This is a genomic window from Acinetobacter sp. B51(2017) (assembly GCF_003711395.1).
In the GTDB taxonomy this organism is placed as follows: Bacteria; Pseudomonadota; Gammaproteobacteria; order Pseudomonadales; family Moraxellaceae; genus Acinetobacter.
The window spans coordinates 25,950-46,298 of the sequence record NZ_PJRJ01000022.1 but is presented as its reverse complement, the minus strand read 5'-3'; the positions used below and the strand labels follow the sequence as shown (position 1 = coordinate 46,298).

Annotated in this window: 20 protein-coding genes; 10 read left to right on the top strand and 10 right to left on the bottom strand. The window is 42.0% G+C overall.

Annotation, left to right across the window (positions count from 1 at the left end; translation table 11 throughout):
• The coding region (locus CYK47_RS11090) for an EF-Tu C-terminal domain-related protein (protein WP_502697046.1) at window positions 1–227 on the top strand (227 nt) is incomplete at its 5' end.
• 111 nt (window positions 228–338) lie between these two features.
• A complete protein-coding gene (rimI, locus tag CYK47_RS11085) occupies window positions 339–797 on the top strand; it encodes a ribosomal protein S18-alanine N-acetyltransferase (RefSeq protein WP_122901739.1) in 459 nt (152 codons plus the stop codon).
• Window position 798: 1 nt separating this feature from the next.
• On the opposite strand, the gene CYK47_RS11080 is transcribed toward rimI, so the two are convergent.
• The 4 genes from CYK47_RS11080 to trxB form a co-directional block, all read right to left on the bottom strand.
• Window positions 799–1,614: an arginyltransferase gene (locus tag CYK47_RS11080; RefSeq protein ID WP_122901737.1), complete on the bottom strand. Its 816-nt coding sequence runs from the start codon at window positions 1,612–1,614 to the stop codon at window positions 799–801.
• Between the two features lie 23 nt (window positions 1,615–1,637).
• Window positions 1,638–2,363 carry a leucyl/phenylalanyl-tRNA--protein transferase gene (gene aat, locus CYK47_RS11075; protein WP_216075911.1) on the bottom strand — a complete coding sequence of 242 codons (726 nt, stop codon included), beginning with the start codon at window positions 2,361–2,363 and terminating at the stop codon, window positions 1,638–1,640.
• A gap of 53 nt (window positions 2,364–2,416) precedes the next feature.
• Complete coding sequence (locus CYK47_RS11070) at window positions 2,417–3,967, bottom strand: methyltransferase regulatory domain-containing protein (protein WP_122901733.1); 1,551 nt, start codon at window positions 3,965–3,967, stop codon at window positions 2,417–2,419.
• Between the two features lie 114 nt (window positions 3,968–4,081).
• Window positions 4,082–5,038 (bottom strand): thioredoxin-disulfide reductase, encoded by a 957-nt coding sequence (gene trxB, locus CYK47_RS11065; protein WP_122901731.1) that lies wholly within the window; start codon window positions 5,036–5,038, stop codon window positions 4,082–4,084.
• A gap of 260 nt (window positions 5,039–5,298) precedes the next feature.
• Between trxB and CYK47_RS11060 the strand changes: the two genes are divergently transcribed.
• Both CYK47_RS11060 and CYK47_RS11055 read left to right on the top strand, forming a co-directional pair.
• Window positions 5,299–8,481, top strand: a complete 3,183-nt coding sequence (locus tag CYK47_RS11060) for a DNA translocase FtsK (protein WP_122901729.1) — start codon at window positions 5,299–5,301, stop codon at window positions 8,479–8,481.
• Between the two features lie 141 nt (window positions 8,482–8,622).
• Window positions 8,623–9,528: an AEC family transporter gene (locus CYK47_RS11055; protein WP_122901726.1), complete on the top strand. Its 906-nt coding sequence runs from the start codon at window positions 8,623–8,625 to the stop codon at window positions 9,526–9,528.
• Between the two features lie 29 nt (window positions 9,529–9,557).
• Here the strand turns inward: CYK47_RS11055 and CYK47_RS11050 are convergent, their stop codons facing one another.
• Window positions 9,558–9,845, bottom strand: a complete 288-nt coding sequence (locus CYK47_RS11050) for a PA4642 family protein (protein ID WP_122901724.1) — start codon at window positions 9,843–9,845, stop codon at window positions 9,558–9,560.
• Between the two features lie 66 nt (window positions 9,846–9,911).
• On the opposite strand from CYK47_RS11050, the gene CYK47_RS11045 reads away from it, so the two are divergent.
• On the top strand, window positions 9,912–10,181 hold the full coding sequence (locus tag CYK47_RS11045; RefSeq protein WP_122901722.1) for a hypothetical protein: 270 nt from the start codon (window positions 9,912–9,914) through the stop codon (window positions 10,179–10,181).
• A gap of 53 nt (window positions 10,182–10,234) precedes the next feature.
• Here CYK47_RS11045 and minE read toward each other — a convergent pair whose 3' ends face one another.
• The 5 genes from minE to yihG form a co-directional block, all read right to left on the bottom strand.
• Window positions 10,235–10,507: a cell division topological specificity factor MinE gene (gene minE, locus CYK47_RS11040; protein ID WP_122901720.1), complete on the bottom strand. Its 273-nt coding sequence runs from the start codon at window positions 10,505–10,507 to the stop codon at window positions 10,235–10,237.
• A gap of 1 nt (window position 10,508) precedes the next feature.
• Window positions 10,509–11,321, bottom strand: coding sequence for a septum site-determining protein MinD (minD, locus tag CYK47_RS11035; RefSeq protein WP_122901718.1), 813 nt, complete (start codon window positions 11,319–11,321; stop codon window positions 10,509–10,511).
• A 68-nt stretch (window positions 11,322–11,389) separates the two neighbouring features.
• A complete protein-coding gene (minC, locus tag CYK47_RS11030; RefSeq protein WP_122901716.1) occupies window positions 11,390–12,112 on the bottom strand; it encodes a septum site-determining protein MinC in 723 nt (240 codons plus the stop codon).
• 124 nt (window positions 12,113–12,236) lie between these two features.
• Window positions 12,237–13,292: a preprotein translocase subunit SecA gene (locus CYK47_RS11025; protein WP_122901714.1), complete on the bottom strand. Its 1,056-nt coding sequence runs from the start codon at window positions 13,290–13,292 to the stop codon at window positions 12,237–12,239.
• 9 nt (window positions 13,293–13,301) lie between these two features.
• Window positions 13,302–14,228, bottom strand: a complete 927-nt coding sequence (gene yihG / locus CYK47_RS11020; RefSeq protein ID WP_122901712.1) for a 1-acylglycerol-3-phosphate O-acyltransferase, YihG family — start codon at window positions 14,226–14,228, stop codon at window positions 13,302–13,304.
• 241 nt (window positions 14,229–14,469) lie between these two features.
• Here yihG and CYK47_RS11015 point away from each other — a divergent pair, with 241 nt between their 5' ends.
• From CYK47_RS11015 to argB, 5 genes are all read left to right on the top strand, one after another.
• Window positions 14,470–15,105: a YiaD family glycine zipper/OmpA-like lipoprotein gene (locus CYK47_RS11015; RefSeq protein WP_122901710.1), complete on the top strand. Its 636-nt coding sequence runs from the start codon at window positions 14,470–14,472 to the stop codon at window positions 15,103–15,105.
• A 125-nt stretch (window positions 15,106–15,230) separates the two neighbouring features.
• Entirely contained in the window at window positions 15,231–17,267 is a 2,037-nt protein-coding gene (rep, locus tag CYK47_RS11010) for a DNA helicase Rep (RefSeq protein ID WP_122901708.1), read from the top strand.
• A 22-nt stretch (window positions 17,268–17,289) separates the two neighbouring features.
• Window positions 17,290–17,742: a dUTP diphosphatase gene (gene dut, locus CYK47_RS11005; RefSeq protein ID WP_122901706.1), complete on the top strand. Its 453-nt coding sequence runs from the start codon at window positions 17,290–17,292 to the stop codon at window positions 17,740–17,742.
• Window positions 17,743–17,894: 152 nt separating this feature from the next.
• Entirely contained in the window at window positions 17,895–19,313 is a 1,419-nt protein-coding gene (locus CYK47_RS11000; RefSeq protein WP_122901704.1) for a phosphomannomutase/phosphoglucomutase, read from the top strand.
• 10 nt (window positions 19,314–19,323) lie between these two features.
• Window positions 19,324–20,235 carry an acetylglutamate kinase gene (gene argB, locus CYK47_RS10995; protein WP_122901702.1) on the top strand — a complete coding sequence of 304 codons (912 nt, stop codon included), beginning with the start codon at window positions 19,324–19,326 and terminating at the stop codon, window positions 20,233–20,235.
• Window positions 20,236–20,349 lie beyond the last annotated feature (114 nt).

The following is a 20,349-nucleotide window of genomic DNA, read 5'->3' as shown; positions in this document are numbered from 1 at the left end:
ACACTCCATTCCTTAACGGTTACCGTCCACAGTTCTACTTCCGTACAACTGACGTAACTGGCGCAATCTCTCTTCAAGACGGCGTTGAAATGGTTATGCCTGGTGACAACGTAGAAATGTCAGTAGAGTTAATCCACCCAATCGCAATGGACCCAGGTCTACGTTTTGCGATTCGTGAAGGTGGTCGTACAGTTGGTGCTGGTGTTGTTGCTAAAGTAACTGCATAAGTATTAATTGTGTGAAAAAAGCGTCCCTTTGGGACGCTTTTTTTTATCGCTGGCTTTTTGCCATAATGTTTTTATAATGCCCATTCTATTTAACCAATGTAGATAACGAACATGATTCGTTTTATGCAAGCAACTGATGTTGCCAGCGTTACTCAAATTGAGAAAAAAGTTCAGAGTCATCCTTGGACTGAAAAGCAATTTTTAGAAGCAGTCGAGCAGTACCAAAGCACTGTGATTGAAAAAAATGGTCAGGTGGTGGGTTTTTGTATTTTGCAACCCGTGCTTGATGAAGCTAATTTGCTATTAATGGCAATTGATCCAAGTCGGCAGGGGCAGGGTTTAGGCTTTGAGTTGCTTGATCAGTCTATGGCAATGTTAAGTAATCAGCCGCTTCAAATCTTTTTAGAAGTGCGTGAAAGTAATAGCGCTGCGATTAAATTGTATGAAAAAGCAGATTTTCATCAAATTGATTTGCGCAAAAATTATTATCCAAAACCTGATGGCACGCGTGAACATGCCATTATTATGGTCAAATCATGTAGCGATGACTTTGCGCAATTATTTAAATAAGTCATTTAATAATTGAGTTATTCCAACCCGAGGGCAGGGTGGTCATCATTGAGCGCCCGAGCTGTTGGATTTCATCGGCATTTAAAATGCGATTGAGACGACGCCATTGCCCATCTATGAGTAGTTCAAGCGGTACATATTGCGATTTATAATTCATTTTGTCTGAATGCGGTACCCAATAGCCTAAATATACGAAGGCTAAGCTTTGAGCTTTGGCATACTCAATTTGTTTTAAAATCGCATATACCCCTAAAGAACGGCGACTTTCGTCGGGATCAAAAAAAGTATATACCGCAGAAATACCATCATCGAGTGGATCACAGGTTGATACACAGATGAGACGTTCGCCTTGCCACAGTTCCAAAAAGAAACTTTCGGTACAGGTATTCATCAAGAACTTTTCAAATTGATCTTCGCTAGGTGGATACATATCACCATCAGCATGACGCTCATTGATGTAACGTTCATATAGGTCATAATGAATTGAGGTGGCATCTTGGGTACGCGTGATTTTAATGTTTAAATCTTGATTGCGTTTCCATGCCTTTTTTTGTTGGCTATTCATGTGAAAATCATTGACTGGCACACGACAAGATAGACATTGCCGACAGAGATGACATTCAGGGCGATAGACAAAGTCACCACTGCGACGAAAACCTAAACGCGACAATTCAGATAGCGTGACCACATCAATACGATGAGCGGGATCTAAAAAGACCATCCGCGCGGATTTATTCTCCAAATAACTACAATTGTGCGGTGGCGTAATGTAATACTGTAAATCGTTTAACAGGGACTGCGGGTGATAAGAATTCATAACAAGTTCCCTCTAGCTATTTTTCATTCATTTAGGCACATGTTTTGCGCTATTGTTTTACTTGAAAATACACTGTCCTGATATTTTTTCCAATCGATAGCAGGCGCATTTATCACATCTTGTAACGAATTAAGATAGGCTTGGCGAGAAAGTGTACTAGCACCTAAACTTAATAAATGATCATTGACCAATTGGCAATCAATCCAAGGCAGTTGTTGCTGTTGTCCAATTAACATGAGGCTATAGAAAGCCATCTTGGAAACATCTGTTTGACGACTAAACATAGACTCACCAAAACAGCCTTTGCCAATAGTGACACCATATAAGCCGCCAACCAACTGTTGCTGTTGCCAAACTTCAATACTATAGCCATAACCGAGCTGAAAAAGCTGACAATAACCTTGAATAATCTCCTCAGAAATCCATGTCTCAGCGGCATAGCTGCGGGGCATGCTACAAGCACGAATCACCTGTTCAAAAGCTCGATTCACTGTAATTGTATAATCAAACTTTTTCATATTACGTAGTAAAGATTTACTCGGTTTGTAATGCAAAGGTTGAATAATGCAACGCGGTTCTGGAGACCACCAGCAAATCGGTTCTCCCTCGGAAAACCAAGGGAACAAACCATGCGTATAAGCTTCAAATAAGGTACTCGGTGCAAGATTAGCACCCATACAAATTAAACCTTGTCCTTCAGGATCAGCTTGAATTGGATCGGGGAAAATAAACTCAGATTGCAGTGGCATAATTGACACAGTTAAAAAAGGATCGACTTTATCTTAGCCGATCCTGAGCAGTTTTAGCCAAATAAACTCAATTGTTTGGCGATCAATAATTTGGCTTGCTGAATAAACTGCTCTGCCTGTTGAGTCAGATAGTTTAAGCTGGCACTGCGTTCTAATAAAGGTTGTTTCTCGGCATCGAGTAAGTGCCAACTTAAATGGTCAAAGTGTTGCTGCGCATACTCTGCTAGTTGGGCACTACTTTGTAATTGTTCAACAAAATGTGCACGATAAAACAGGGCTTCTATTTGTGAGATGGGTAAACCAATGCCAGTCATTGGATTGGCGAGCACCTGATAATTTTGATGATAACTGGCTTGCTCTAAAATATAGCGGTTTAAGGCTTGGCTGGTCGCTAAGGTGCTGCTAGATACTTTCTTTTGACAAGGCTGAGCCAGATTCAAATGACATAAAATGACCAGTGCATTGAGGAGCTGTGCATAATTTAAGTGAGGCAGGGCATGCTCTAATTCAAACAGGCTTTGGCTTTTATATTGAATACATTTAAAGTGCTCAGCGAGTGGCTTATAAATTTGTTGTAGCAAATTAAATTCGCCTAGATGCCCAGTAATGGTGGTAGGCAATGCTTCTGCGGCACACAGTAACACAAAGCGCGTTTGGCGTAGACGTTGTTGTACTTGTAGAGCAGGCAAGATATTTTTACCGCGAATAAATAAATCCTTTCTAAATTGAGTATTTAAAAAGTAGTCACGACATTGCTCTTTAAACACAGGATGTTCGATTTGCTTTAAAAAGGCTTGATGTTGCTGACTTAAATGGATGTCATCTAAATGCACATCCAAATTAGTGCTGCCTGCAAAAGAGAGTTTAATTTCCTCTAAAGTACGTACAATCTGTTGAAAAGAAAAACATTGCCAATCTTGGTTTAAATATTCATGAATCAGATAATTGGGGTCTTGTTGTTGTAAGTCCTGTATTTTATCCAAGGCATGCGGGTTGGATTGACTAAACTTGGGTTGTTGTTCAATTAAACTTTGACTAAACGCGAGCGCTTGTTGCACTTTTTGGATGGGCTGAATGCTGGTGCTATTAAAGTTAAAATGACTATGCAATAGCTCACGGATAGGCATATTGGCTGCCCAACCCGTGAGGCAGTTATAGCTAATATAGACAATGCCTTGTGGCTTAAGAAACTTACGAATAAATTTAAGCAGTACTGTCTGGTTGCTATGACTAATCCAACTCCAAATGCCATGTAAGCTGATGGAATCAAACTGAGGTAAATCTGTGTTGAGCAACTCTTCAAAACTGGCATCATAAAAATGATGCAGCGCACCACTTTGTTCAGCCATTAAATTGGCATGTGCAGCATGCGCTGGATTGAAATCGGTGCCATAAAAATGAGCTAAATTGGATGCAGCATGGATATTAATACTCACGCCTTGTCCAAAGCCAAGTTCACAATGGTGATGATCGGTCAAGCTGTCGCTACACTCAATGCCATTGAGCAATAAGCAAAATTTTTGAAAGTTTGGGCTTAAATCACGGTAATAGCCATAGGTATAATTCACATCCGTATGATAGCCGTCCGTCCAATTTGTTGTCATGATAAACTCTTATTCGTAAGTCTTGAGAAACGGTCGGCACTTTATAACTGATTGTTAGACAAAATAAAACCACCGCAGAGGGTGGTTTTATTATTTAATGATGGGTAAAAATACTTATTCGCCTAAAGCATCTAAATACTTCTCAGCATCAAGGGCTGCCATACAGCCAGAGCCTGCTGAGGTGATGGCTTGACGGTAGATTGAATCGGCAATATCACCTGCGGCAAACACACCTGGTACAGAGGTTTGAGTGGCATTACCTGAGGTACCGCTTTGTACTTGGATATAACCATCACGCAGTTGTAACTGACCTTCAAACATGCTGCTGTTTGGCTTATGACCAATGGCAACAAACATACCTGATACTGCAACTTCTTGCGTTGAATCATCTTGAGTTGACTTTAAACGTACCGAGGTTACGCCTGACTTGGCATCACCTAAGACTTCATCAACTTGATGATTCCAAATGATGCTGATTTTGCCTTCTTTTTCTTTGGCAAAAAGGTGATCTTGCAAGATTTTTTCAGAACGTAAAGAGTCACGGCGATGCACTAGAGTTACGTGAGAAGCAATATTAGAAAGATACAGGGCTTCTTCAACTGCTGTGTTACCACCACCAACCACCATGACTTTTTGTTCTTTATAGAAGAAACCGTCACAGGTCGCACAAGCACTCACACCTTGACCCATGAATGCAGCTTCAGATTCTAAACCTAAGTATTGTGCGGTTGCACCGGTACAAATGATTAAAGCATCACAGCTAAACTCTTCCATATCGCCTTTTAAGATAAATGGGCGTTGGCTTAAATCAACTTCGTTAATATGGTCATAAACGATTTCTGTGCCAAAACGTTCTGCATGAGCTTGCATACGTTCCATCAGTGCAGGACCGGTTAAACCTTCAGGGTCACCCGGCCAGTTATCTACTTCAGTGGTTGTGGTGAGCTGACCGCCTAATTGTAAGCCTGCAATGAGAGTGGGTTTTAAGTTAGCACGCGCTGCATAAACTGCTGCGCTATAGCCTGCAGGGCCTGAACCTAAAATAATTAAGCGTGAGTGACGAGCGCTCATGGAGGGCATCCTTTTTTTATTGAGTAATTTATGGAATTATACAGGTAAAAGCGCGAGCCGTCTTAGCGCTTAGATGTGGATATTTTTGATCATGGAAATTGATTTAAACTATATAGACAACAAAACTAGCATTACTGATCGAGTTAACAATATCCACGCATTCTGCTGCATCTTTTTTTGTGCAACAGGTGCATAATATTGCTCTTGAGTTGGCACTTCGCCTGCCATAAATTTTGACCCACTTAGCCATAGGACCGTATATGACTGCAATGTCGAGTGCTTATGCACGGCGCTTATTACAGACATTATTTTTGCTCTCATTTGGAACATATTTGTTCCTTGCAACAGTAACCTATACGCCGTTTGACCCAGGTTGGATGCATATCTCTAGTGATACCCAGCAAGTGTCTAATGCCAGCGGCGTGGCAGGCGCGTGGTTAGCTGACTTGATGTTTGGCTTTTTGGGTTGGGCAAGTTTACTCATTCCCCTATATTTTTTTATTGAAGCAGTACAGGTATGGTGGCCACGTAGTTTTCTGACTCGTCCGTTTCGTTATGCGGCACAATTTTTTATTTTGCTGGCGACCTCAAGTTTATTGTACTTATTTTGGGAAGTCCCTGCCGATACTTTAGCCAATGCTTCAGGTGGTATTATTGGTTACGAATTGGGACAAAGTCTAACGGGTTTACTCACCATTTATGGTGCTGCTGCATTTTTAATTGTGTTTTTAGGTGTGCTATTTACCTTAGCTTTTGGGGTCAAATGGAATAAAACCTTAATTACCTTAAAAGCACTGCCTGCGCAGCTCCAAGATTTATTTTATAAAAATGTGCCAGAAAGTGAGTCTGCCTTTGACCGTACCACACCAGAAGCCAATCAAAAAAATAGGGTTGATGAGGTTAAGCCTCAAATTGTGGTAACGCCTGCTGCCGAACATCAACCAGTACAACATGCGCCAGTACGTGATGCAGCGGCAGAACGTCTGTTTAATGAAATGCTCAATAAAGAGCGGCAGGCCGAACAACGTCTGTTAGATCAAGCACGCGAAGCTGAACTTGCCAAGCAAGCTGAGCAAGAACGTCTTGTAGCTGAACAACAAGCCAAAATGCAAGCCGAACAAGACATGCAACATAGCTTTGCTGAAGCGCGCCGTGTCCAAGAAGAGCAAAGCCGTGCAGCTGCCAGCAACGAAGTTTGGCGTGCTTTACATAGTCAAGAAGCGCAAAAACAAGAGATTGATGCTTTATTAAAAGCTGCTGATGAAGATGCTGCCCTTACAGCAACGTCACAGCCTAAACAACCACAACAGCTTGCACAAGCACCAGACACAGACATAGATTGGGATGATGACCAAGTCTTTGATGAGCTCATGGCGAGTGTTCCGCAAAAAACTGCCTTAAAAGAAGAAAGCGATGTTGTGGTCGCACCTGTACGGGTCAAAATTACTGAAGACAGCAAACTACAACCAGTAGCAGATGCTGCGATTGAAGCTGAACTGGCTGCGATTGATGAAATTTTAAAAGATCAACCGCGCGTGGCAAGCAGCTATGCACAGTCTTCGGCATGTGTACAAGCACCAATTCAAACGGTGGTCACTGCGCCAGTTATTGCAGCTACAACATCGCCTACGCCAGAAACAATTGTTCCTGTAACACCGAGCAGTCAAGCGAGTGAGACAGTTGCAGTGCCTAAGCCACACAACACAACTGTTGCAGCACAGCCTGAAATTGCACCAGTGAATGAACTTGAACCAGCCAGCGAATTCGAACACGCTGCTCAAGCTCAGCCAGTAGAGGCTGTAGAAGTTAAAAAAGAACTCTCTAAGCAAGAATTTATTGAAGCATGGCAACAAACCGCAGGGGAGCCACAAGCGCTAGAAGATGAGTTTGATGCCCCATTAACCGATGCTTATGGTCGTCCGATGTCACGCGCCATGCAGGTGGCACAAAAACGTTTGGATTTATCGCCTTTACCTAGCATTGATTTGCTCGATAAAGTAGATCCAAACAAAAAAGTCAACTTTACCCAAGAGCAGTTGTCACGATTATCTGAACTACTGGAAATCAAACTACAAGAGTTTAACGTTAAAGCCAAAGTGGTTGAGGCACAGCCAGGTCCTGTGGTCACACGTTTTGAACTGGATTTAGCCCCGGGGGTTAAAGCCTCTAAAGTGACTAATATTTCGCGTGATTTAGCGCGTTCGATGTCGATGGCATCGGTACGTGTCGTGGAAGTAATTCCCGGTAAACCGTATATTGGCATTGAAGTGCCAAATAGTACCCGTGAAATGGTACGTTTGATTGAACTCATCCAAACGCCAGCCTTTACTGATCCAAACGGTTTATTGTCGATGGCGATGGGTAAAGACATTTCAGGCCATCCAGTGATTGCGGATTTAGGTAAAGCACCCCATATGTTGGTGGCAGGGACCACAGGTTCAGGTAAGTCTGTAGCAGTGAACTCGATGATTTTATCGATGTTACTCAAATACAACCCAGACCAACTGCGCTTAATTTTAATTGATCCAAAACAATTAGAACTTGCCAACTATAGCGATATTCCGCATTTGTTAACGCCTGTTGTTACCGATATGAAAGATGCGGTCAATGCCTTAAATTGGTGTGTCAATGAAATGGAACGACGTTATAAACTGATGTCGTTCTTAAAAATTCGTAAGCTTGCCGACTATAACCGTAAAGTTGAAGAAGCATTGGCCAATGGTGAAGACTTAATTGACCCAACTTGGAAAGCCAGCGAATCTGTAGCAGGTGAATTTGCACCACGTTTACAGCCTTTACCCTCCATTGTGATTGTAGCGGACGAATTTGCTGACATGATTATGCAAGTGGGTAAAAAAGCTGAAGAAATGATTACCCGTTTGGCGCAAAAATCCCGTGCTGCGGGCATTCATTTATTATTAGCCACCCAGCGTCCATCGGTGGATGTGATTACAGGCTTAATTAAAGCCAATATTCCAACCCGTGCGGCCTTACGTGTCAACTCAAAAATTGACTCACGCACGATTTTAGATGCCAGTGGTGCCGAAGACTTGCTGGGTCATGGCGATATGCTGTTTTTAGGGCCGGGTAAAATCGAACCTGAACGTGTACATGGTGCCTTTATTAGTGATGATGAAGTCAATCGTATTTGTGACGCATGGCGTGAACGTGGCGCACCAAATTACGTAGACGAAATCTTAACGCCATACGATGAAGAACCTAGCTCACGCGGTTTTGAAGAAGGTGAGGGCGGTTCAGATCGCGATGCCTTATATGATCAATGTGTGGCTTTTGTACTTGAAACCCGTAAAGCCACCACCTCATCCTTACAACGTAAGTTCAGTTTAGGTTATAACCGTGCTGCGCGGATTATTGACCAAATGGAAGAAGGCGGTATTGTGAGCGCTATGGGTGCGAACGGTAAACGTGAAATTTTAGTTTAAGTCAAAACAGCCTGCCAAGCGCAGGCTTTTTTTATGCCTGCCAAGCGCAGGCTTTTTTTATGCCTGCTGAAAGCAAAAAAATAGCTGTTTAAATTCTAGTCAGGTTTATAGTAGGTAATAACCCCTCAAGATACTTACAATATGCTTGTTATTATTATGGCTTTAGTACCATTAATTAGTCTGATTGCTTTAGGTTATGCATTTAAGCATTTTCATTTTTTGTCTGAAGAGTTTTGGCGTGGGGCAGAACGACTTAATTACTTTATTCTATTTCCTATACTGCTGTTTAAAAACTTAGCGTTTGTCAGTTTAGAGTTAACCAATTTAGTGTGGGTCATTGGGGCGATGCTCATGACAATTTTGCTGGTGAGCTGCGCTTTATGGTTAGCAAAATTTTATTTTCATATTAAGCCTGCACAATTTGGTGTTTATGTACAAAGTCATATTCGTTTTAACACCTATATGGGCTTAGCTTTAGTGAGTAGCTTATTTGGTGCTTATGGCCTGAAAATATTTGCCATGATGATCGCCATTGCAATTCCCACAGTCAATATTATTTCTTTATTGGCGTTTGCGCAGCAAAATCATTCTATTCAAAACACCCTATTGGCTATTGTGAAAAATCCGTTAATCATTGGCTGTATAGTGGGACTTTTATTTAACTTGACAGGCTTAGATTTAGCGACAGGTCTACATGATTTGATCAGCTTGTTGGCTAGTGTGAGTTTGCCATTGGGCTTGCTTGCTGTAGGTGCAGCTTTACAGTTTCAAGCATTAAAATTGGATATTTGGCGTTTAAGTTTAAATAGTTTAGGGCGTTTGCTGGTGGTGCCTTTGCTGGCTTATGGTGTGACGCAAGTGTTGGCTTTACCCACTTTAGAAAGTTTAATCGTGCTGACTTTCTTTGCATTGCCTACGGCTTCGGCTGCTTATATTTTAACCCGCTATTTAAAAGGCAATCATCAGTTAATGGCAGGGGTAATTAGCTTGCAGACTGTTTTATTTGTGTTGAGTTTTCCACTGCTGATGTATTTTTTTAAGATATAAAAAAAGCCTGCTGTTGCAGGCTTTTAGGGTTAAGCAAACTTTGCCAGTACGTTTAAAAATTCACTGCTATGACGTGGGAATTTAGCAATCACATCATGAATACGCTGACCTTCAGGGTTGGTGGCATTAATATCACGACCATCTGCAACAAACTGAGTCAATAAACGTTCATAATCGCTTGGACGCATATGTTTGTATGCGTGATAAAGCACGTGAAAATCTGCATTTACTCCTGCAGGAGGCAGCTGAGTTAAATAGGCAAATACACGTTCATCTGACCATTCTTCGTTAAACGTTGCTGGTTGAGATAATGCCATCGCAATCTCCTTGGCTTATTGTCAAAAATTAAAAAGGCAAAAATATGAGTCCGCAGGTTACAAGTCTTGCGGCTGGACAAAGCCTATACTTTGTTGATCCAGCTACTCGAAGCACAGCTTCTCGTCTTGCGGCTGGACAAAGCCTATACTTTGTTGATCCAGCTACTCGAAGCACAGCTTCTCGTCTTGCGGCTGGACAAAGCCTATACTTTGTTGATCCAGCTACTCGAAGCACAGCTTCTCGTCTTGCGGCTGGACAAAGCCTATACTTTGTTGATCCAGCTACTCGAAGCACAGCTTCTCGTCTTGCGGCTGGGTAAGGCGTTGCCTTACTGATCCAGCCTCATATTTTGCCTTGATTCAATTTGCTTGACTAATCAGAATTCAGATTATCGCTCTTCAGGCAAATTGATATTCATTTCTAGCATTTCTAAATTTGCTTCAGAACGTACTGCCATTTGAATATGCTGTTCATCCACACCACGCACGTAGCGGCTGACCACTTGCATGATTTCTTTTTTCATTTGCTCAATTTTTTCAGGGGTTAAGCGTTTGCTTAATCCCTTTTCTGAGGCCACAATGACTTTTAATCGATCTTTTGCGGTTTGTGCGCTAGAGGGTTTGTCCTCGCCGCTAAAAAGTTTACTCCAAAATCCTGCCATCTTAAGCTCCAAATAATCGTGCTAACCAGCCTTTTTGTTTGACTTCTAAATGACGGTAAGGACGATCTTCACCTAAGAAACGTGCGACTAAGTCATCATAAGCTTGGCCTGCAGGGGTGTCGGTATATAAAATCGCCGGTTTACCTTCGTTTGACGCTTGTAAGATACTCTTACATTCAGGGATTACACCTAAGGTTGGCACTTTTAAGATATCTTTTGAGATATCGTCAATGGTTAACATTTCTTGTTTTTCGGCACGTTCAGGGTTGAAACGTGTAATACATAAATGCTTACGAATGCGACCTTCGTTGCTTTCTACTTTTTTAGTTTTGCTATCGAGCATACCAATAATACGATCTGAGTCACGTACTGAAGAGATTTCAGGGTTGGTAACAATGATCGCTTCATCGGCATGATACATGGCTAAAATCGCCCCACGCTCGATCCCTGCGGGTGAGTCACAAATAATGTAATCAAACTCTTGTGATAGCTCATCCATCACGCGTGCCACGCCTTCGTCGGTTAAGGCATCTTTATCACGGGTTTGTGAAGCAGGTAAAATATATAAGTTTTCAATATCTTTATCACGAATCAGCGCTTGTTGTAAGCGTGCTTCGTTGTTTAATACGTTAACAAAATCGTACACCACGCGGCGCTCACACCCCATAATAAGATCTAGGTTACGTAAGCCTACGTCAAAATCGATCACAACAGTTTTGTGGCCACGTAGGGCTAAACCTGTTGCAAACGATGCACTCGTTGTAGTTTTACCTACGCCACCTTTGCCTGATGTTACGACAACAATTTTCGCCACCGAATCCACTCCTGTTATGGTTCAAATACCCGATGTTCATGTAGGGTATTTTGGTGATTATTTATACGTTAAAACTCAAGTGCTTGAAATACAAGCTCTTGACTATCATTTAAGTAAATATGTACAGGTTTTTTTGTCATATCTGCCGGAATATCATCCGCGACACAATAGGTTCCTGCAATAGACACCAACTCTGCTTCTAAGGAATGGCAGAAGATGCGCGCCGCATGATTTCCGCCTGCGCCTGCAATTACTCTACCACGAACGCTGCCATAGATATGTATATTTCCTGAAGCGATGACTTCAGCACCACTGTTAACCCCTGCGCTTAGAATAATATCGCCGTGATCTTGCACTAAGCATTGTCCTGTACGCAGCATTTCATCATGGTATGAGGTTGCATGGCTGATGCGAGTTGCAGATGCTGCGGGTTGTTCAGTCGTGTCGGCTGTTTCGTGATTCTCTGGCTCAGCTTTAACTACTTGTTCTTTGGTTGCTTTAATGCGTTGTAGGGGGCGATCTACAGGTAATACTGGGAACTGAATTAGACGGGCTGCTTCACCCAGTAGGCCATCGACCACTGCCATCGGTTGTAAATCTAAGCTGATTAAGAGTTGAATCAGACCAATGAGTTCTTGTTCTACAGTCGAATCAAGAATGACCAATGTACCTTGTGAAGAGGTCCCCTGTAGCATTTGCGTCAGTTGTTCACGGATAGCATCATGATCATTTGTATCCAGGGTTAATCGGGTAAAATTAACCATTCTGCCGGTAATCCGGATATCAGCCATACCTGTTCCTTAAGACTTGTTCACGACTTATTATTTATGCCGAACTAATGTTATAAAATAGAGCAAATGCTAGAACAATTTGCACGATTTCTCTAGCATCTTGGCCAAATATTTTCATACTTGCTTATTCTTTGTCTGCTTGTTTTTCGGCAAGCATGTGTTGCCATTGTTTGGTCTTTACTTGTTCACGTAAAGCATCCAAACTTTCAAACACGGCAGATTCAACCAAACGGTCAATTTCTGGGTTGTTTTCAATGGCAACCTGACTGATTTTTTCTGCAATCAGTTTATAGGTGGCATTATCGCGTGCCTGTTCTGTATGGGTAAAGGGCTCAAGCAAGCCTTGGCTAATATTTTCCCCTAAACGTTGTCCAATACTTTGAATTTGCTGTTCAATACGTCCGCCAACCAATGGAATTAGGCGCAGCATTTGCGACAGTTCTGGGGTATCTTCAATGGCTTTATTGACCACTAAACCCACATTTTTAGCAATATCATGGCGCTGGGCTTGTAATTCTTTGCCTAAAGATTCTTGCAAGACATCAGCCAATGCTGTGGCCAATAACTCGCGATGATGATTGACGAGATCTTCAATATATTTTTTATGCATGGTGCTGGTTTGCAATTCGTGTTTAATCGCACCAATAATGGTCAGGACAATACGACTGGTCAGCTCTTCCATTAATAAACGATAGTAAAAATTACCGCGTGCGTACCATTTTTGTGGAATGACGGTATAACCATGACTATGTAAGTTATAGGCAATCGCAAAAGCACGCCCTAAACGTAAAAAACGGAACATTGGCAAAATCGAAATAATTTCATACCAATGAATAAAGGGGAAAAACCACCAACGTTGATGATGCTTAAAGGCGATGGCAATCAACCAACGTACCGCAAGTTCAAACACTAAAAATGAGGTAAACCAACCTTCGGTGGTTTTCACCCAAGGATGCAAGCTGGCTTCGTAAAAGTTAAGCACTTGCGGTAATTGAATAAAGTTAAACAGCCAATCGGCATAATCACTCATTAAAAAGGCATTGGCACTTAAACAAAATAAGTTAAAGGTGATCAGCCCCAACATAAAAAAGTCATAGATCAGCGCGACCTTCCAGCCCCATGAGCCATGCTGAACAAAGTGAAAAGACGACTTTAAGACTTTGTGCTGCGGTGGTTTCATCGTATTCCTTTAATTGTGCTGTTCACGCAACTGTTGTTTCATTTGTCCAATCAGTTGGTCTTTTTCAGTCCAAATCTGTTGAATCCATTTATGAAAGCGCACGCGATATTCACGGTCGGTTTCGTAATCACCTTCAAGTACCCAAGCTGGAATGTCAATTTTGCGTAAATTGACCGCAATTTGCTTGACACCGCCTAACCAGAACTCACTATATTCAGGTACATGTTCGTCATAAACAATGCTCATATCCACCAAAGCATCGATTTCTTGACCTAAGATTTTTAAGGCTAAGGCGAGGCCACCTGCTTTAGGTTTGAGTAAGTGGGTATAGGGTGATTTTTGTGCAGCATGCTTTTCTGAGCTAAAACGCGTCCCTTCTAAATAATTGAGCAGGGTAAAAGGCTGACTTAACAGCTGCTCACAGGCTTTACGTGCTTCTTGAATATCACGATTTTTGAGGGCTGGATTTTTAGCAATTTGGGCTTTGCTATGTCGTTTCATCATCGGGAAGCCCAAAATTTTAAAGGCTTGCCCAACAAAAGGAATAAAGATCAGTTCCCATTTGGTAAAAAAGCGTGTTAAAGGCATGCGCTTTAAACCTACGTATTGATTGACTGTGGTATCGACCCAACTTTGATGGTTACAGATCATCAAGTAACGACCCTCTAAACTTAGGGTTAAATTTGGGTCGATTTGTATATCCCATTTTAATTCAGGCAGGACTTTTTCAATCAAATGGTTATTAACGTTAATCCAGCTGTTGGCCAATTTAATATTGGTTTCATCAATTTTTGCTGATTTTTTTAATAGCTTGGTGAGCCCTAAGCCAAGTACGGGTGGGCCATGTACAACCGTATTGGTGGCCATTACGGATGTCACGGTGAGTGCTTTTTTGACTTTCTTTAATAAAGAAGCGCGTGGCTGATCTGTGGACATACGCTGACCTATTGTTGCTGACCAAGAAGAAAATATGCTGCTCAATATAAAGGCAGTTGGCAAAAATGCAAATAACTGATCAGTAACTATGAAGAAAATATGAGGAAAAACCGTTAAGAAGCGTGATATATATTACAAAATGTAAGTGAAAGCTTTATTATTAACAAAAAATCAATGTTACAAATTTGATTTTTATTACATGATTCACCCAGAGTAAAAACATCAAAAAAGGAGGCATGCGATGCGTGCACTATTCATTACAGCAGTAGCAGGGGCATTGGCACTTTCAGGTTGCCAAAACATGGAATATGATAAAGCAGCACTAGGTACATTAATTGGTGCAGGCGCAGGCGCTCTGATTGCAAAAAGTAATGCAGATAAAGATAAAATGGGTCAAGCAGCTGCAATTGGTGCAGTGGTTGGCGCAGGTGCAGGTCTTCTTCTTGATCGTAAAGAAAAACGCTTAAAAGAAGAGTTAGCAGGTACAGGTATTGATGTTGATCGTAACCAAGACGGTTCAATCAACCTTGTTATGCCATCTGTAACATTTGCAACAAACTCATCTACGGTTCAACCGCAATTCCAAAATGCGTTAAATGACGTAGCGCGTGTGTTGCGTGAAGATGGTACATCAAACAAATTAGCGCTTGTCATCCATGGTCATACCGATAACACAGGTACAGATGCAATCAACAATCCGTTATCACAAAGCCGTGCCAACGCTGTTAAAAACTATCTTGCGGGTCAAGGCATCTCTGCAAGCCGTATGACAGCAAAAGGTTATGGTTCAACTTCACCTGTAGCAGACAACACGACTGCTGCTGGCCGTGAACAAAACCGCCGTGTAGAAATTACAGTTTTTGAAACAGCGAACTAAGTTTCCGAAAACTAAAAAGAAACCACCTTCGGGTGGTTTTTTTATGTCAATTTCTGGGTTTTTTTGATTAGGCAATTATGAGTTTGCTGACTATAATCAGCGCCTAAACGCAAAGAGGATTGAATATGTCGACCGCAAGTCAACTCAATGACAAGCAACTTGAAGCCATGAAATACACTCAAGGACCCTTGTTAGTACTTGCAGGGGCAGGTTCAGGCAAAACCTCAGTAATTACCCGTAAGATTGCGCATTTGGTGCAAAACTGTGGTATTCCTGCCTATAAAATTACCGCCATGACCTTTACCAATAAAGCTGCGCGTGAAATGAAAGAACGTGTGGCCAAATTGTTATCGCGTGAAGAAGCCAAAGGACTCTCGGTATCGACTTTCCATACTTTTGGGCTCAATTTATTGCGTTTAGAACTCAAACATACCCCGCTGAAAAATAATTTTTCTATTTTAGATGCCGACGACTGTAAGCGCATTTTGATGGATCTTATGCATCGCGATAATTTATCCGGTGCCGAAAGCAAAGATTTAATTGCCAAAGCCATGAAGAAAATTTCGGATTGGAAAAATGATCTGATCGCGCCTGAGCAAGCCCACAGCACTTGCGAAACCCCAGAAGATGTCCAGTTTGCTCATTTATACCAACTGTATGAGCGTAATTTGCGTGCTTATAATGCCGTGGATTTTGATGACTTGATTGTCATGCCAACACGCTTGCTACAAGAAAATGCTGAAGTGCGCGATAAATGGCAAAATCGCGTGCGTTATTTATTGGTGGATGAATATCAAGATACCAACACCGCGCAGTATATTTTAGTCAAATTACTGGTTGGCGTGATGGGGCAATTCACCGCTGTAGGTGATGATGACCAATCGATTTACGCGTGGCGTGGGGCGAAGCCTGAAAACATGGCGCAGCTTAAAGAAGACTTTCATAATTTAAAAGTCATTAAACTTGAACAAAATTACCGCTCGACCAGTCGTATTTTAAAAGCAGCCAACTCGGTGATTGAAAATAACCCGCATATTTTTGATAAAAAGCTGTGGTCAGATAAAGGGCATGGCGAAGCGATTCGGGTGATTACTTGCCGTAATGACGATGATGAAGCGGAACGCGTAGTCAAAGATTTACTGACGCATAAATTGATGCAAGGCAAATCTTGGAAAGATTATGCGATTTTATATCGTGGTAACTTCCAAGCGCGTGTCTTAGAAACGCAGCTGCGTCAAATGCAAATTCCGTATAAATTATCCGGTGGTCAATCTTTCTTCGCCCGCGCGGAAATTAAAGACGTGATGAGCTATCTACGCTTAATCATTAACCCTGAAGATGACAGTGCCTTTTTACGTATTATTAACACGCCTAAACGTGCCATTGGCCCTGTGACTTTAGAAAAACTCGGTTTATTTGCCCAAGAAACCCATCAATCGTTATTGGCAGCAGCAGGGGATCAACGTTTAAGTTTATCTTTACCGAAAAAAGCCACATCGCAGCTGCTTGAGTTTTATGAATTTTTAGATGGCTTTACCCGTAATTTGCTGGAAGATGATGAACCCGTGCCGATTATTCGTCAGATGATGAATGAAGCGGGTTATATCGATTACATCAAAGAGCAAGCAGCTACACCGGCACAAGAAAAAACCAAGCTGGATAACATTGAAGTACTATATAGCAGTATTCAAAGTTTGATTAATCGTGCTGAAGATGTAGATGACAAGAACATTGAAAGCGTGATTCGTAAAATGGTGCTGTTGGATATGCTGGAACAGCAGCAAGAAGAGCAAGACACCGATAAAGTTAATTTGATGACCTTGCATGCGGCCAAAGGTCTTGAGTTCCCTTATGTATATATGATTGGTCTGGAAGAAGAAATCCTGCCCCATAAAAACTCAATTGCCGCAGAAACGGTTGAAGAAGAACGTCGTTTAATGTATGTGGGGATTACCCGTGCCCGTCAAGGTTTAACCATGACTTTAGCCGAGCAACGTAAAGCCGGCGGCCAAATGAAACAAATGATGCCAAGCCGTTTCTTGGATGAATTACCGCAAGATGATTTGGATTGGCTTGGTCGTAAGAAAAAGATCAGCAATGTTGATCCTAAATTACAAGCGCAACATTATTTAGAAAACTTACGTGCGCTGATTAAGCGCTAACTCCCATGTATTAGGAACCATGATGAAAGTTCAAGTTAAAGTTTTAGATTCACGTTTAGGTAGCGAGTGGCCAATGCCAAGCTATGCCACTCAAGGTTCAGCAGGTTTAGATTTACGTGCTTGCGTGAATGAAACCACGGTGATTGAACCAGGTCAAACCGTATTGGTGAAAACAGGTTTATCCATTTACATCGAAGACGTGAACTTTGCGGGTTTAATCTTGCCACGTTCAGGTTTAGGTCATAAACACGGCATCGTTTTGGGTAACCTGGTTGGCCTGATTGATTCAGACTACCAAGGTGAGTTGATGGTGTCGGTTTGGAACCGTAGCCAAACTGCGTTTAGCTTAGAACCAGGCGAGCGTTTAGCACAATATGTGTTAGTACCTGTAGTACAAGCACAGTTTGAAATGGTGGATGAGTTTGTGGCCACTGAACGTGGTGCAGGAGGTTTTGGTCACACAGGTCAAAACTAATTCTGTAAGCGATGAGGCTCATTTTGTTGAGCCTCATCGCATTTCAATTGAAAAGTGATGAGAAATAGATTAAAAACAACAATGAAAAAAGATGCACATTTTATTTCTATTAAATACATCTAATATTTAACTTTTATTGCCCAAATGACCTTATGAATAGACCTGTTGCATTTCCTGCACATATTTTTCGTGCTTACGATATTCGCGGTAAATTAAGCCTGTTATCGCCTGAGTTGGTCTTTGCCATTGCTCAGGCTTTGGCACGTCAGTATCAAGCAGCAGGGCAAACAGAACTGGTGATTGGTTATGATGCACGCTTAACTAGTCCAAGCTATGCCAAATTGATTCAACAGATTTGTCAGCAACATGGTTTACACGTAGAGTTGATGGGCTGCTGTGCCAGTCCAGCCTTATACTATGCGGCAAGGCATTTTAATGGCAATGGTATTATGGTGACCGCCAGCCATAATCCAAAATCCGACAACGGTATTAAATGGATTATTCAAGGTGAGCCGCCAACTCCTGAGATGATTCAGCAAGTGGCCACATGGGCCAAACCACATTTTAAGCCTGAGCAAAAAATTACTTTAGAGCACGAACCGCATACCGTGGTGGTGAAGTATTGCTTAGATTATCAACAAGGTATTTTGGATGATATTCAATTAAAGGCTCGCTTTAAGGTGGTCTTAGATGGTTTACATGGTGCAGCAGGGCGCTGTGCGGCATTGGTGCTTGAAAAGCTAGGCTGTGAGGTGATTCAACTGCGTTGTAAAGCCAATGGTGAATTTCCTGATCATGCACCTGACCCATCGCAAGCGGCACATTTGCGCCTATTGCAACAAAGCGTTTTAGCCGAGCAGGCAGATATAGGCATTGCCTTAGATGGCGATGGCGACCGTGTGGTCATTGTGGATGAACAAGCCAATATTATCTCGCCAGATCGCTTAATGGTGTTATTTGCCAAAATCTGTTTATTAGATCATCCACAGCATGAAGTAGTATTTGATGTGAAATGCTCTAACTTGGTTGCCAACAGTGTACGTGATGCGGGTGGTACAGCCAAAATGATTCGCACTGGCAGTACCTTTTTGCGCCAATATCTAGCCCAATCGCAAGGGCAAGCGGTATTTGGTGGCGAATATGCAGGGCATTATGTATTTAATGATGGGCGAGGGTTTGGCTATGATGATGGTTTATATGCAGCGCTACGTATCTTAGAATACATTGCTCAGCAAAACATGAGCATCTCACAGGCATTGGCAGATTATCCAGACCGTTGCAGCACCGAAGACACTTATATCAGCACCCATCAGCAAGACCCTCAACAGGTGTTAGACTGTGTTGCGGATTTAAGTCAAGATTGCCCAGCCAATTTAAGCCAAATTGATGGGGTAAGGCTTGATTTTACAGATGGTTTTGGCATTATTCGCGCATCAAATACAGGTGAATACTTTACGGTACGCTTTGATGCAGAGAATCTTGAGCGTCTAGACGCAATCCGTGATACCTTTGCCAACATGCTTCAACCTCATTATCCGCAAATTGCACAAGATATTTTAAACGCCAAATAAGGAGCGGCACATGCCACATCAACATACTGGCCTCGACAAAGCGCAAGTTTTAACCGAAGCTTTGCCGTATATTCAACGTTTTTCAGGTAAAACGCTGGTGGTAAAATATGGTGGCAATGCAATGACTGACCCTGAGCTGGAAAGCTCATTTGCGCGTGACATCGTATTACTTAAAACAGTAGGTTTAAATCCGATCGTGGTACACGGGGGTGGCCCACAAGTCGATTCATTCTTAAAACAACTTGGTCGTGAATCAGACCGTATTGATGGCATGCGCGTGACTGACCCTGCAACCATGGAAGTGGTTGAAATGGTATTAGGCGGTAGCGTCAATAAATCAATTGTGAATTTGATTAACCAACACGGTGGTCGTGCCATTGGTTTAACGGGTAAAGACGGTAATTTATTGCGTGCGCAAAAATTACTGATGCAAAAAACTCAAGAAGACGGTTCAATCAAGCACATTGACTTAGGTTTAGTGGGTGAAGTGGTTGGTGTAAAAACCGATGTGTTAGAGATGTTTAGCCAAGGCGACTTTATTCCAGTAATTGCACCGCTTGGTGTAGATGAAGAAGGCAATACCTATAACATCAATGCCGATTTAGTGGCAGGTAAAGTGGCTGAAGCCTTAGGTGCAGAAAAACTGATTTTACTCACCAATATTAGCGGCGTATTAGACGAAAATAAAAATCTACTCACAGGCTTAAGCACCCAAGAAGTTGATCATTTGATTGAAACTGGCGTGATTTATGGCGGGATGATTCCAAAAGTGGGCTGTGCGCTAGACGCAGTCAAAGGTGGTGTAGTAAGTGCACATATTGTGGATGGTCGTGTACCACATGCCACCTTGCTTGAAATCTTTACTGACCATGGTGTAGGGACTTTAATTACCAACCGTCAGCAAAAAAAAGCGGCTGAGTAAGCAAAAAAGCCTTCCACATGGAAGGCTTTTTTATAGCCAAAGTGATTGATAAAAATTAGAAATAGTGATTTGAAATGCACTATAGAGTCATGCACAATAGCAGTTATTAGCAAG